This window comes from Streptomyces sp. NPDC052114, assembly GCF_040680155.1.
Classification (GTDB): Bacteria; Actinomycetota; Actinomycetes; order Streptomycetales; family Streptomycetaceae; genus Streptomyces.
Genome location: NZ_JBFAWC010000014.1, coordinates 1 through 14,704, shown reverse-complemented (window position 1 = coordinate 14,704; position 14,704 = coordinate 1). Strand labels below are relative to the sequence as shown.

Genomic DNA, 14,704 nt, shown 5'->3' with positions numbered 1-14,704 from the left:
GCCATTCCTGCTCGTACTCTTGGTATGGCCGGGAGGGGGCAGCGTGGACGTCAACGACCGTGCGGTGCCGCGGCAGTGGGAGACTCCGTTGCCTGAGCACTTCGATCAGCTCGCCAAAGGAATGCGGAGTGCGGCCCGTGTCGCGGCCCGAGAGCTACGTCGGAAACCTTCTGACCCGGCTCGGCGGACGTGGGCCTTGGGCGTGCTGGCAGGGCACGCCCAGGCGATGCTGGGGCCCGGCATGCCGGACCATCCGCCGGTCGGGGACGCCGCGCAGGAGGGATTCGTCCGTACTGCTCTCGCTCTTGCCCTGCATGTGCGGGCGCACAGTTGGGCGGAGAAGGACCTCGGCGCGGCCGGTGTGGCGGGCCGGGACGATGTACCGCACCCCGGGGAGAGCCTGGCGGCTGACGCTTTCGACGTCCTCAATCGGCTCATGCTCCCGGACGCATCGGCGGAGGGCTGGACCGCCACCCTGGTCACCGACCTGGCTCGCGGTGACAAGACGCTGGAGGCGGCGGTCAAGCTGGGCAAGTACATCCTGCACCCCACCTTCCTGGCCCTCACCGACGACGCGACCCGGCTCATCGGCGAGGCCCTGCACCATCTCCATGCGCACCGTCTGCAGGAGCTCACCCGAAGTCTGCGGCACTACGCGGATGCCGGACCAACCCTCCCGGCGGCGGGACCGGAACAGACCCATGCCGCCTACGAACCGATGCCACTGGAGCCCAAGGTCTCCCGCCAGATCACGACACAGCCGGAGCGCCCCCCTCGGAGGCGCCGCCGCATCAAGCGGGTACCGGAAGTCCACCCCTCCGCGGGCTCGACACCCGATCCCGCCGACCCTCCTGCAACGCCGCAGCGGGGCCCCCTGCAATCCCCTCTGCCGCAGACGGCCGCTCAGGAATCGACGAGAATGCTCGACTTGCCGGGCGAGGAGCCACAACAACTGTCCTGTCGAACGGAACCTTGAGTAACTTCACCCTTGTCTGAGCATCGTCGGTGCCGATGAACGGTGTGCGCGATGCCAGCCTCCCCGTGGTGGGCCATTTCTGTGAGAACGGCACCGCCACTTAGCCATACCTCCCAGCTCAGCGCACCCTTCCCCGCGGCTTCAGCGGGACCGGCGGCAGGGTCGGGGCCGCCAGGGGGCCGCCGGCGTAGCCCTTTACCTCGCCGAAGCGGGTGCCCGTCATCCAGTCCTCCCTCGCCTGCTCGATCTCCTCCTGCGTGCGGCCCACGAAGTTCCACCACATATCACGGTTCTGACGGTTCTCCCCAGGTCAGAGGCGTGACAGACCCTCGGCAGTCAGCAAAAGGTCAGCATCGGACGCCGAGGAGTCAGCACCACATGGCAGCACGCAAGCTCACCCGCGGTATGGGCACCTTCTTCAAGGACTGCGAGCACCCCGAGTCCCGGTGGCCGAAGTGCCCGCACGCCTACAAGATCCGTTTCCGTAACGCGGGGGGCCAGCAGACCGAGGAGGCCGGCTTCGCGCGGCAGGACGACGCGATCGACCGTTTGACGGAGATCTACAACGGGAAGAGGCGCCGGCCGGGATCCCGGGCGAAGGCGGAACGTATAGCGAAGTACGGCGCCATGCGTTTCGAGGAGTACGCGGAGGAGTGGAAGGGGGGCCAGCGCCACCTGGCCGTCGGGTCCATTCGCCATCTCGACTCGCTCCTGGAGCACCACGTCTTCCCGGCGATCGGCAGCCGGAAGATGCTGAGCTTCGATCACAAGGTGGTCGACGGTTTCATCCGGTCCATGGAGCGGGCGCAGACGGGTCTGGCGACGCAGTCCAACGCCTTCGACAAAGTGCGCGCGATCCTGCTCGACGCCCATCGGCTCGGCCTTTATGCGGACAACCCACTGGATGGGGTGAAGGCTCCGCAGTACGACCCGGACCGGGCCGTGATCCCTTCGCTGGAGCAGCTGCGGGCGCACCGGATGGCCGGCGACGACGCCTTCACACTGCTGGTCGATCTAATGAGCGGCTGTGGTCTGCGCAACGGGGAGGCGGCCGCCGTCAACCTCAAGAACATCGTCGCGGACGATGTCTACCGGGTGAACGAGCAGGTGGTCCAGGCGACGGGGAAGTACGGGCCGTTGAAGCACCGCAAGGCGGGGGAGTACCGCGACGTGCCGCTTCCGGCGCGAGTTCGGGACACGATCGACTGGTACGCCGAGAAGTACGGAACGGTCGGCGGGTACCTGTTGCGCCAGCCGACCAACGCGGCGAAGCCGTATCCCCACTGGGGGTTGTCGAACCAGTGGAAGCGCATGAAGGCAGCGATCGAGGTCGATATCCCAGAGGGGATGGTGATCTACGGCTACCGCCACTTCTTCGCTTCGAACTGCCTGACCAACGGACTCGCGATCACGGACGTCGCGGAATGGATGGGACACAAGAGCATCGACGTCACCTTCAAGATCTACCGGCACCTGATGCCCGGGTCGATCGGGAAGGCGGCCCAAGTGCTCGACGTGGCGCTGGCCGCTTGAAATGGCGGCGGCTCCGGACTAGCGAACTCCGGAGCCGCCGCAGTGTCAGCCGAGTCGTTGCTGCCGAGCCCATGCGTCCACGTCGGAGACCTTGAACTGCAACTTCGCGTTCCGCCCGGCGCCGAACTTATGGGCGGCCAGGCCCAGGCGGGGCGCGTCGCGGTAGACCCAGGTCACGGACATGTTGAGGTACTCGGCGGTCTGCTTGGCATTCATGAACTGCGATGGCATCTGACCTCCATGCCTGGACGTGAGGATCAGTGTCAGCGAGAGGGGAAACTTGGCCAGACCGTACTCACCTGATAGCAGCGATTGGTAACGGCCTCGGCCTCGGTCTTTGTGGGAGCGCGGTGAGCGACCTCTGTGCTAATCAGCAGGTTCTTCGTCTGCTGGAGTTCTCGGTGACCCCTTGGCTCAATAGCTCCTCGGCCGGAGCCGACAGCTCCCAGCCTCGACCTTCCGCCTCGTGGGGCGTCCTGCCCGACTGTCCGCCGCTGCACTTACCGGCCACGGACGCGTGTGTCGCGTTCTCGCTCTTCTGCCTTGCGGAGCAACTCCTGCTGTTGTGAGCAGCCGGATGCGGCTACCGTCCGCAGCGCCGGGACACGATCAGCCAGAGCGGTGAAGTAGTCGATGAGCTCCAGGTGTATGCGTGAGCGGTCACCTGACCAGGAACTGTACGAGGCCGCGGCGGCTGCGATCTGCTGCGCGGACACTCCCCGCTCCAGTAGCAGAGGACCGATTTCTTCCAGGGCTTTGTTGCGCTGCTCCTCCAGGCAGGTGACCAGCCGGCCGGGATCGACGGCGTGCTCGTCGAGCAGTTGTCTGGCCAGCTCGGTGTCCGAATTGATCAGAGGGACCAGAGCGCTGGGGCCGATACGGGGCATACCAATGCACTGGAGAGCCAGACGCAGCCTGTGCGGGCGGGGCGGGAGAGCCAGCAGGTCCTCGCTGTTATGGGGGAGAGGTGAGGAATACCAGCCCTGGGCAGCCATGTCCTGCAGCCGACGGCCGAACCACCTTTCGAAGGTGTCGGCGTCGTGCTCGGCCACGTACGCAAGCACGTGGCCCGCTCTCCACTGGTTGTGCGAGGTGAGACGGTCGACGAGTAGCCCCTCAAAGGCACTGCTCCATGCTGCCCGCCAGTCTTCAGGAAGGGCGGGCCCATGCGGGGTGCCCACGGCGAAACTGACCGCTGTGCTCGCGGCGACGGCCGGATCCTTATGGACGAGCAGCCGGTGCATGACGTCGTCCGCGTCGCGGCAAAACAGCCTATCCAGCCAGGGAACGTCCTCGGCCCGCAGCGAAGCGATCACCGTCTCTCCTGCCTGATCCACCACGTTGCGCGCAAGGACCGCACTGATGGCGGCGGGCCGACTGCGCGTGTCCTCAAGGGCGGCCTGCAGCACGGCCGTCGGTATCGCGTCCGGAGCCAGCGTGAGCCACTGTGTCAGGGCGGCGCCCTGCAGCATGCGGCACTCCGAAGCGGATGCTGCCCGGTACCAGGCCGCCGGATCCGTCATCAGCTCGCCCGTGCGGACAGCGGTCAGATGGCCCGAATCCTCGCCCACCAGGCTTGACTGCTCGATCAGTTCATTGAAACGGGCCACTCCCGCGTCAGGACCCAGGGCTGCCAGTTTCCCGGCCAGCGTGGTCGTTCGGGAGTGGACCTGCTCGGTGGCGGTCTCGACGTCAGAGACGAAGTCGGCGTTCCCCCATTCACAGAAGGACTGCAGATCGGGATCGACGTCGAAGACGGGCAGTTCGTACCCGGCTTCACGAGCACGGTCGCGGATGCTGGTTAGCCCGCGATGTGCACGCAACGCCGTACCTGCGCTGCGCTGCAGCAGCGGATACAGCGTGTCCAGGATGCGACGGCCGCCCTCGGCACCGTACTGCGTCTGCTCCGCCGAGACGGCCTCCTGAGAGGAGACGCCCAGCCCGAGACGGACCCAGCCCAGCGCCATCTCCAGCAGCGCGACCAGCGCGCGCGGTGGGCAGGGCCCTCTGTTCTCAAGGCCCTCATCACTGGTCAGGAGCGGGACCACCTGTTCCCACAGGCCGATCAGCCCGGCGAGATTGTCCGCTGCATCGATCCCTCGAGCGAAGGTGTACGTGTCGTGCGTCCCGGGCTCGGGCCAGTTCCCCGACACCTTGACACTGAAGATGCCCGCCAGAGCCTCGCCAGCCACACACCACTGCTCGTCGCTGCTGCAGTGGTCGCGAATCCAGGCGAGTACGGCCCGCAAAAGACGTGTGCGGATTTCCAGGGACGTGCCGAAGTCAGGATCGATGACACCGGCCAAGTCGCTGAGCACGCGCAGCGGATGTAGTGGTGTGGAGTGACGGCGGCGGTTGTCACCCACGGCCATGGCCAGCAGTCCCGCGATTGCTTGGGGCAGCAGAAACTGGCGCGCGCTCTGTACCAGTTGGTTGACCGCAGCATCGCCGAGGAAGCCTGCCTCCACCCCGACTGCCCCTTCCGGCTCGTGAAGAGCGGCCAGGACGGACAGGGCGGCTTTCGTTGCGAACTCGGCTGCGGATACATCCAGATTCGCATACTTCGCGACTACGGCGAACGTGCCGGTGTCCCAGGCTCTGGCTGTCGGCAGTGCCCCAACCCATCGCTCAGCCTCCTCGCGCGCCTGGCGAGAGGAGGGTGCAGCCGCCGCCGCCCTCATTACCGCAGCCGCCAAGTCCAGCTCATGATCAGGAAAAGCGGTCACCAGAGTTGCCCACGGCCGGCGAGTCGGGGCAGTGAAGAACCAGCGGGCCACCAGTGCCGGGCACAGGGCGGGCTGCAAGTGCCACACACCGGCGCGGTGCTCCACCAGCCCGTTGTGTGCAAGATCCTCCGCCATGCCCGACAGCTCGGCCGGAGCCACTCCGACCACAGGCGCGAGGGCATACAGCGTTTCAGGCGATGCTCCGCCCAGAGCGGCCACGCAGGCCAGCGCGTCTAGCACCGTGCGCGAGGCAGTCGCCTCGCGCAAGTACCTCTCGACGTGTGCCACATGTGCCTTGCCACTGAAAACGTCTTGGCCCGCACCGCCAGCCAGCGACTCGCACAATGCCAGCGCCCAGCCCGGCCGACCGTCTGCCTGATTGAGTACCGCGGCCCGGGACCGGTACCCGGTGACACCTGCGGACTCCACCAGCTCGTTCATCTGAGGCCGCTCCAGTAGGACCACCTCGATGACCGTGGCCCCGGGGAGCCACTCCTGCACTCTCTCAAGCCGGTCCGGCCAAGTCGTGGTCACCACGGAGAACGACAGGCCCGTCTGACGGCGCGCATGTCGGAGAGCACTTACCGCATCAGCATGGGCATGGGCGTCGTCGACGACCACTGCATGCGGCTTCGTCAGCAGCAGGTCGTCGTGGAGGTGGCCCAGAGCAGAAGGCTGAAGGTAGACCGCACGCGTGCCCAGCTGACTGGTCAACCGCGTCTTGCCCACCCCTGGAACACCGACGAGCACCACGTCCTGGCTGGCGTCGACCGCGCCAGCCAGGGCCTGTGTTTCCTCGGCCCTGCCCACCAGCGACGGGGGAGACGCCACCATCGGTGGGGTCAGCGGCTCATCGAGCAGTGCTCCGAGCCGGCCCTCAATGTCCAGCAAACTCCTGCGCCAGGCCGCATCCTGCACCAGCTCAGGAACGAACCACTCCTGGCCGTAGACGTGGGGAGGGGGCAGGTCTCGGTCCGAGCACAGCTTGTCGAGAGCCCTGCGGGTACGGCCGTTGACCGGCTTAGAACAGGCCACCACCACTAGGTCGACGCGTAGTCCCTCCTCCTGCATCCGATGCAGGCCGTTGCGCACGTTGGCCACAGGATCGCCCGTCGTGACCATGAGGCGTCCCCGCGCATCCAGGGTGTCTCCATCGAAGGGGAAGTAAATATCTGCGTCACGGCCGAAGTCGTGGCCTTCCTCGACCGCCGACAGCCCTGGGTACCGAGACTTGAGCAGGGCACAGGCGCACTGCTCAAACTTTCCCGGATGCACAGCTTCACCGAGAGCCTGCCGTACACGTGCTGGAAGATTCACAAATCCATACTCTAGGCATAGTTGACTCTCCGGGACGCCCGCAGCCAGGCCGACTCCAGAAGCAGCACTCAGACGCGTCAGAGCGTCAGAGCTGACGGGCGTGGCTCCTACATCTCGCTTACGAACGACAGAAGTTGGTGGTGGGTCTCAGTTTGAGGATGAGCTGGCGTCTCATCTGGCGATCCCCGTCGGTAGCGCGACTGCCTGCGTTATTGGGCGTAGCCGAAGCGTGCCCTGCTCTCGGCTGCAAGGAGCCGTCCGCTGTCTCCATCACCGCACGAGACTAAGGATCCCATCCGGGCTGTGGCCGCCTGCGCGTTCACCGCCTCCATCCATGGACGTCATGGTCAGCCCGAAGATCATCTTCTTCATATCGTCCACTGTGATGCCGAGTTGATCGGCCACGTCATTCGGGCGGATGCCCTTGGTGCGGAGCCCTTGGAAGACCTTGGTCAGAACCTGAGAGGTTTCACGCTTCTTCAGGCCCTGGGGTTCGTCGGTGCGGTACCCACGCGCACTCAGTTCCGCACAGGTGGAGCGGTACTGCCAGTCGGTGAGGAGGTTCAGGTCGTGCATCCGGTATGTGAGTGCCATGGCGGAGACTTTCCAGATGCGCTTGCCTTCGAGGATCTGGTCGACTCGGGCGCCGGCGGGCATGTGCCCGAGCACACTGGCGGCCGGCATCAAGAAGGCGCTTGCGAAGTCGTTCGCTTGACGCTCGGCCTCTGGTCCGGTGCAGGAGCGCTCACCGCTGGCATGCATGACCAGGTGGCCCAGTTCGTGAGCGGCGTCGAACCGGCCACGTTCCACCGTCTTCATCGTGTTCAGGAAGATAAAGGGGACTCCGCACCTCCAGACCGCGAAGGCGTCCACTTCCAGTGAGTCTGGCGGCAAGGAGAAGACGCGTACGCCATGAGCCTCGAGCAGGTGCACCATGTTCGGCGTCGGTGCGTGGCCCAGGTCCCAGCGAGTGCGCACCATCTCTGCGGCCGTTTCCGGGTCTGGCTTGCCGAGGGAAGGGAGATCTGGATCCGGTAGTAGGAAGCGCTCAGCAATCCAGTCGTACAGCTGGGCGGCGAGGGTGCCTGCCGCCCGGGCCGAGTCCAGAACGCGGGGCGGCGTCTTGGTTCGAGCACGCCATGAGATCCCCTCCGCGGGCAGCTCGTTCACCTCCGGACCGCTGAAGAATGATTGAGGGAAGTCCAGCGCTGCGGCGATCTTCCGTACGGTTGGTAGACGCGGCGAGGTACGGCCTGTCTCGTAGTTGGAGAGGCTCTGCAGGGAAACGTCTGCGTGCTGGGAGAGTTCTGCGAGGGTCAGTCCCCGGCGCTTCCGGGCCAGCGTGATGCGTGATGGGGTCACCATGGTGGACTGCCTCATTTGTCGGTGGTGCAGGGTGCGGCACTGGCTAGACAGTGCCGCACCAGGACGGACGATCAGCGGAAGTCGACGGGGATGTCGATCTCGCCGGATCCATCTTCGTACGGTCGTTCGACTCCGTCCATTTCGAGGACCGGAAGAGGTATGCGCTGCTTCCACTTCGTAACGTAGCCGTCCACTACTTCACCCGGCAGTGACAGTTCGTTGTGGATGTGGAGCTTGCCGCCGCCTTCGACTCGGTACGAGACCAGGAACCAGACCTGTAGCCGGTCGGCCTCGTCGGCGCTCAGGACGATCTCGTGACGGCGCACCGGTGGAGGAAAGAACTCCAGCTGGGTGTTGGCCTCTGCGGCGCGTTCAGTCGCGGCGCCTCGACGGCGCTTGTTCCGGGGGTGGAGCGTGCGGTTGCCGGTCGCAGCGTCCCCAGTCATAGCGCCGATAGCGATGGCCCCGTCGGGGCTGCAGACCACTTCCAGGTGGTCATGCAGGAGCCGCTTCCATCCCTCGTGCTGGATGTGCATCTCCCGGATGATGCGGATGTGCTCCTGGTACGCCCGAGTGCCAGCCGTGTTGGCCGGGTGGTTGGGCGTCGCCGAGCGGCGAGCGATCTCGCCGGCCCGTAGGGCCGGATGCAGGTACTCCAGTTTGGTGCCGAGGGCAGCCAACTGCACGCGATAGTCGTCGGACTCAGGTGCAGCGACGGGAAGGACGGCCATTCAACCTCCGGGACTTGATCGACTCGAACTTATAGGAATGCTACCGCAGTTGCGGTGCTGTCTTTATAAGTTCGGAGCAGCAAGGTGGCGTCACAGTAAGGGAGTTCACTGTTATCGCGTCTGTGAGACCAACGGGTAGGTCCCTTGCTCTGTCGGGCGAACACATCGATCAACGAGCGGGGTTGGCACGTCCAGGTGGCGCTATACCGACTTCAGCGAAGCTCTTGCGTCCATGAGCCCTCGCGCCCCCTGCAGTCGCCAGCCCCTATCGGTATGTCGCTTCGTGGGGATGGGTAGATTTGCCAGTCCGAAGGCGGGGCGGGAGCTGGGGGACAGTACGTGGGGTGGCGTGAGGAGATCACGGCGGCACTCGGCGAGTGGATTGCCTTGGAGGGCGGTGCGGGCAGAACGGCGCGATGGCAGCGCATCGGACGGGCGACCCGCACTGGTGAACCTGGCCAGTACGCGGTGGACCTGCGAGGCAGTGACATCGGGCCGGATCAACTGGACAGCCTGCGGCTCTCCGGGCCGGATGACCGGTCCGTTGAGGCCGACGGATTCATCGTCTCTGAGACCGTCCAGAACGGATCTCTGCTCACCCTGCGCGTAGCCGAGTTCGCCGATATCGCAGACGCCCACCTATGGATGCTGAAGCAGCCACCCACCTTCCTCATCGAGGCCCTGCGTGACGGCATCGCCGGGCTGGGTGAACACCCCTTGGCCGCCGCCCTGGCCGCCGGCAGTATCGGAGGTGCCTCGGGACTGGAGCCGGACCCGCCCGGCTTCCACCCCGCCCAGGCGGATGCCTATCGAGCCTGTCTGGGCGAAGGCGTCCATCTGGTGTGGGGGCCGCCGGGGACCGGCAAGACCACCGTACTCAAACGCGCCATCGGTGACCTGATCGCTCGGGGCGAGCGGGTGCTGCTGGTCTCTGCAACCAACGTCGCCGTGGACAACGCCCTGCTCGGAGTGGTGCGAGAGAAGTGCCACGGCCCGGGTGAGATCGTCCGTGTGGGCCCACCGCACCTCAAGGAGATAGCGGAGGACCCTTCCGTCTCTCTGCCACTTATGGTCCAGGCACGATTAGCGGAAACAGCTGAGCGCCGTAGCGCCGTGGAGGCTGCCCTGGTCGCGATCCGTAACCGCGCCGGTCAACTGGCAGCTGTAGAATCCGCACTCGCCGGATTCGATGCGGTCGGATACTTTGCTGCGCTTCAGCTTCTGCGCACGCCCGGTGAGGACCTGGATTCCGCGCTGGCCCGGAGCGACGCGGCCGACGACCGGTATGCCCAGGCGGTTCGAGACCTGTCCCAGGCCACGGCGTACGCCAAGGCGGCCTCGGACCGCGCCGACGCCGCGGAGCCCTCGCGCCAGGTCTGGCGCGAAGTGGACCAGCTCTGCGACGAAATGGTCAGAGTCAGACAGGCAGCGGAACACCGAGCGGCTGACGCGCTGTTGGCCGATGAGGAGTGCCGTCCTTTGCGGAACCAGGTGAAGGAGTGGGAGGCGAAGGGCTCAGTTGCCCGGTGGCGCGCAAAGGAGAAGCTTGCCGCTCTCCAGCAGCAACTGACCGATGCCGAACAGCAGGCGGAGACAGCCCGGCAGCAGTCCGTGGAAACTCAACGCATCGCCACCGCCCGCATCTCGGTACTCGATGCCAGAGTCACGGCCCTCTCCGATTCCGCCCCGCTCACTCAGGAACAGATTGGGCACCTCGACACCGAAGCTGCAGCCACGCAAGCGTCGAACGAGCAGGCGCAGAGGCATTGCGCCGCGGCCGAGCGCGAGAAGAACCGGGCCACCGCAGCAGCCGTCACTGCGCAGGAGGCCCAGGCGCTCACCAAGCAGGCCGCGAAGAAGGGCTGGCCGGCCCAGCACGACAGGGCCGAACGACTGCGTCCGGTCGTGGCCGCCGACAGGGTCAGCAAGCCGCAGTTGGAGCAGCAATACCAGGACGTCCAGGAGGAATACGAGCGCCTGGCCCGCAACGCTCAGGGCGAGATCATCAAGGGTGCAAAGCTGGTAGCCACCACCTTGGCTCGCTTCCGCACCAACCGGGCCGTCTTCGAGGGCCCCTACGACATCGTGCTGGTCGACGAAGCCGGGTCAGCCGCACTTCCTGAAGTGCTCCTGGCCACCGGCAAAGCCAGCCGGGCAGCCGTCCTTCTTGGTGACTTCATGCAACTCGGCCCGGTCATCCCGAGCGAGCTCAAACAGCAGGAACGCGACGACATCAAACGCTGGCTGCTCCCTGATGTCTTCCAACACTGCGGCATCCTCGAACCTGCGGATGCTCAGGCACACCCGGCCTGTGTATCCCTCACCGAGCAGCACCGCTTCGGCCCTGCCGTGATGAAGCTGGCCAACGGACTGGCGTACGGCGGGATGTTGCGGGGCGGTGCCCAGGCTCGCGCGGAGAGGCCCGACAGCGACCCCGAGATCGTGCTGATCGACACCGACGGCCTACACGAGCTGGCGCGGCCGCACCTGACCGGCAGTCGGAAGGGTTGGTGGCCTGCCGGCTCTCTCATCGCCCGAGCGCTCGTGGAACTGCACCGAGAGCAGGGCGAGGAGGCAGGGATCGTCACGCCGTACGGGGTGCAGGCCGAAGCCACCTTGGAGGCACTACGAGATGTCGAAGGCCCGGGAGGCCGTCCGCTGGCCGAGGTCGGAACGGCGCATAGATTTCAGGGCCGGGAGTTCGACGTCGTCGTCTTTGACACCGTGGAGGGCGGTGCGGACAGCCGTGAACTGTGGATGGCGCTTGCCCATCGACAGCCGGGCGCCGACGAATGGAGACGCAATGGCGTTCGTCTTTTCAACGTTGCCGTCACCCGGGTCAGAACCCGCCTGTACGTCATCGCCAGTGGAGAACGTGTCAGTGGAGCTCGGCCGGGAACGGCCCTGGCTCAACTGCACGCCCTCGTCGGCACCCCCGGCGTCCGGGTGCTTCACGCCAAGAACCTGATTACCGCGCCACAGACACCGACAGCCCCCCGTGGTGAATTCGGCATCGCCCTCGCCGAGGTCCTCGGCCGTCACGTCGAGGTGACCGACATCGATGACGAACGGGACTTCTATCGCGCCTTCACCACTCAGATCCGACAGGCGAAGCAGTCACTGTGGCTCTGGGCGCCATGGGTAGCGAACCGCATCCGATCCCTACTGCCTGAACTGAAAGCGGCAACTGACCGCGGCGTTCGCATCACCGTGTTCATCCGCGATGACACCGATCAGCTCCAGAGAAAGGAGAGCAGCCAGGCACTGATCGCGGACCTGCGTGGGGTCGCCCAGACAGTTGTCCCCATACATGTCATGCACCAGAAAATTGCAGTGATCGACGAACAAACCGTCATGCTGGGCAGCCTCAACGCACTCTCACAGAGCAACACACGTGAGGTCATGCTCACGATGCGCGGTGGCTACTTCGCCCGCAAGCTGCTCACACACGAACACGCCGAAACGTTCGCCCGACCTCCCAAGTGCGGGCGATGCACAGGCACAGAGATCGAAATCCGACGCTGGAAGAACAAGTGGGTCTGGCGCTGCTACGCGTCGGTTTGTAAGACGGGTTCGGCTGGCGGCACGAGAGCCTGGACCCGTGACATCCGTTTGTGACGGGAACGCCCTCACCTCTTAATTTGGCCGGCGCCTTGCTGCCTAACCGTCCATCCTGGATGCATGACTTCCATCGATCCCGCCAGACCGAACGAGCCGCCGACCATCACGGCGGTGACACGACGTGACATCTTCGCGTACCTGCGCGGGATGTCGCGCCCCTGGTGGGGCGAATTGGACGAGGTCACGTTCCTGGAGGGCCTCTACGACCTGGACCGACCTACAGCTGGCAACAGCCAGCTTCCGACGGTCCGCGCCGATATCCAGCAGCACCGATTCAACAACGACGACCTGCCCGACGACTGGATCTTCGAGGACTCCCGCTTGGAGCTCTCCGATGGACCGGACGAGGTATTGCTCGCTCTTCTGGCACGGGTGGTCCATCCGGAAGTGGCGGCTGACGTCGAGGAAGCAATGGAGCACGTCGATGAGTTGAACTCACTTCTAGCGCCGGACGGATGGAGTCTGCGTTCGCGCGAGTTCCTCTCCGGCCGCCCCTTGTATGAGCCGGTACGAGTTCCACCTAGGGGCCCGTTGATCCCGCTGCCACTGGAGAACGCTGACACGGGCAAGCTCGACCTGGTTCTCGGCCAGGTTTTCAGCCTCCTCGACTGCGCCGGCGAGGAGACCGCACGTAACCTGCTCCGCACCGCAGTCCTGACCTTCCGACGTGATGGCGGCTTCTTCCAGCCCACTCCTGGTGACAGTTGGACAGCTGACACCTACGAAGCCGTTCTGACGGTGGAGCGCGAGCTCCTGCCCACCTGCACTACGGAGACCAAAGAGGTGGTCTGGCGGGCGTTGCAGTCCGTGCTCAACCAGCTCGGGCGCATCGACGTTCAAGACCTTGTGGTCGAAGGCGACACCCGGCCGCTTCCCAACATCCCACCGGACTGGCGGATCCAAGCCGCAGCTCCCGCTACTCCCCTCGTTCGAGGCCTCCGACTCCCCTTCTCCACAACTGAGTTCGATGTCACCCGCAGGGACTTCACCGACCTTGAGATCCGCGGTTCGCAGGACAGCAATGCGTTCCACTACCTCTATGACAACCGGGCCCGCCGGATGATCACCGACTTCGTCCTCGACGACCGGCCCCAGGTAGCGACCTTGTGCAGCATCACCATCATTAAGAAGGGCGACACCTTCACGCCCAGGATCAAACTCTGGAAGAAGGACAAGAAGAAGGCTGGAGAAGTCTCCGCCACGCACACAGTGCCTGAGACCGGGAGCACCCGGGCCGTCAGGCGCTCGTCGACACCGGGGACGTCCACGAGAATTTCTGGAAAGTCATCAACTTCCTCCAGGGCTGCACCGGCCTGAGCACGCCCGGCAGTTCCCTTCAGCTCGTGGCCGGCGACGAGTCCCAACTAGTCCAGCTGCTCACCGGCCAGGACCGGACGACGGTTCTCGGTGCGGTCAGGACAGCCATCGGCGGCGGGCTCACAGAGGATGACATCCGGCTGATCAGCAACCGCAAGGAACAACTCCAGAGGTTCGAGCGGCTTCTTACCGATCCGGACTACTTCCGGCGGGAGGAGAGCCAGGCAACGACACGCGGGGCGGAGGCGGTCTGGCAGGCCTTCTTCGAGGCGAATCAGTGGATATTTGGCTACGGCCTCAACCTCATCGCCTGCGAATCCATCAATGACGGCAAACTGGAGCGCATGACCACCGGCGCCAACATCTTCGGCGGAGCCGGGAAACGTATCGACGCCATCATGCGGTCCAAGGGCCTGATCAGCAGCATGCTCTTCTGCGAGATCAAGACTCACGAGACCGAGCTGCTCTCCAGAACCCCGTACCGCTCGGGCGTCTACCAGGCGTCAAAGGAACTCGGCGGCGGCGTGGCGCAGGTGCAAAGGGCGGCCAGCAAGGCCCACCAGGCCATCTCCGGCGAGCTCACCCGGATCTACGAGGGGGACGGCACCCCGACAGGTACCGAACTGTCCACCACCCGCCCGCGACAGGTCGTGGTGATCGGGAGCCTGCGCGAGTTCACATACAACGGCGCTGTGAACCCGGAGAAGATGAGCTCCTTCGAGCTGTACCGGACATCCATCCAGGATGTCGAAGTAATCACCTTCGACGAACTCTACGAGCGGGCTTGCTTCATCGTCGAGGATCATTGAGGTGGACCGCTGTCACGGAGCTCCGCCAACATTGCCGCTACCCGTGACGGGGACGGCTTCCGATCTGAGGGCGGGTCCTCAAGAGACGCAACCACCCGGGCTCGATGCGACAGGTGCGCGAGCAGCCCCAGACCAGCTCTGAACGGATCAACGACGCACACATCGTCTTCGACTTAACGAAGGCTGTCGGTTTACATGATCATCGCTGGACGCCTCTTAGACGTCATTTCAGTTGGTGTGATCTTGCGGCAGTCTGGGGTGATGACTGCTGCGCTTGTCGAGCGGATGGCCCCGGAGGACCTGTGGGAG

Annotated in this window: 9 protein-coding genes and 1 pseudogene; 5 read left to right on the top strand and 5 right to left on the bottom strand. The window is 65.2% G+C overall.

Annotated elements, in window-relative coordinates:
* The first annotated feature begins 43 nt into the window (after positions 1–43).
* Positions 44–976, top strand: a complete 933-nt coding sequence (locus AB0L89_RS28270) for a hypothetical protein (protein ID WP_365146629.1) — start codon at positions 44–46, stop codon at positions 974–976.
* A gap of 118 nt (positions 977–1,094) precedes the next feature.
* Here the strand turns inward: AB0L89_RS28270 and AB0L89_RS28265 are convergent.
* Positions 1,095–1,259 (bottom strand): annotated as a pseudogene (locus AB0L89_RS28265) (pirin-like C-terminal cupin domain-containing protein); the annotation flags it as partial.
* Between the two features lie 95 nt (positions 1,260–1,354).
* On the opposite strand from AB0L89_RS28265, the gene AB0L89_RS28260 reads away from it, so the two are divergent.
* Positions 1,355–2,509: a tyrosine-type recombinase/integrase gene (locus AB0L89_RS28260; protein ID WP_365146626.1), complete on the top strand. Its 1,155-nt coding sequence runs from the start codon at positions 1,355–1,357 to the stop codon at positions 2,507–2,509.
* Positions 2,510–2,554: 45 nt separating this feature from the next.
* On the opposite strand, the gene AB0L89_RS28255 is transcribed toward AB0L89_RS28260, so the two are convergent.
* The 4 genes from AB0L89_RS28255 to AB0L89_RS28240 all read right to left on the bottom strand — a co-directional run bounded on the left by AB0L89_RS28255 (position 2,555) and on the right by AB0L89_RS28240 (position 8,648).
* A complete protein-coding gene (locus tag AB0L89_RS28255) occupies positions 2,555–2,740 on the bottom strand; it encodes a helix-turn-helix domain-containing protein (RefSeq protein ID WP_365146623.1) in 186 nt (61 codons plus the stop codon).
* Positions 2,741–3,009: 269 nt separating this feature from the next.
* On the bottom strand, positions 3,010–6,552 hold the full coding sequence (locus AB0L89_RS28250; protein ID WP_365146620.1) for a hypothetical protein: 3,543 nt from the start codon (positions 6,550–6,552) through the stop codon (positions 3,010–3,012).
* A gap of 270 nt (positions 6,553–6,822) precedes the next feature.
* A complete protein-coding gene (locus tag AB0L89_RS28245) occupies positions 6,823–7,932 on the bottom strand; it encodes an XRE family transcriptional regulator (protein ID WP_365146617.1) in 1,110 nt (369 codons plus the stop codon).
* Between the two features lie 56 nt (positions 7,933–7,988).
* Positions 7,989–8,648, bottom strand: a complete 660-nt coding sequence (locus tag AB0L89_RS28240) for a hypothetical protein (RefSeq protein ID WP_365146614.1) — start codon at positions 8,646–8,648, stop codon at positions 7,989–7,991.
* Between the two features lie 339 nt (positions 8,649–8,987).
* Between AB0L89_RS28240 and AB0L89_RS28235 the strand changes: the two genes are divergently transcribed.
* The 3 genes from AB0L89_RS28235 (at position 8,988) to AB0L89_RS28225 (ending at position 14,395) form a co-directional block, all read left to right on the top strand.
* Positions 8,988–12,266: an AAA domain-containing protein gene (locus AB0L89_RS28235; RefSeq protein ID WP_365146611.1), complete on the top strand. Its 3,279-nt coding sequence runs from the start codon at positions 8,988–8,990 to the stop codon at positions 12,264–12,266.
* A gap of 63 nt (positions 12,267–12,329) precedes the next feature.
* Positions 12,330–13,586, top strand: coding sequence for a hypothetical protein (locus AB0L89_RS28230; protein WP_365146608.1), 1,257 nt, complete (start codon positions 12,330–12,332; stop codon positions 13,584–13,586).
* A gap of 26 nt (positions 13,587–13,612) precedes the next feature.
* Entirely contained in the window at positions 13,613–14,395 is a 783-nt protein-coding gene (locus tag AB0L89_RS28225; protein ID WP_365146605.1) for a Shedu immune nuclease family protein, read from the top strand.
* Positions 14,396–14,704 lie beyond the last annotated feature (309 nt).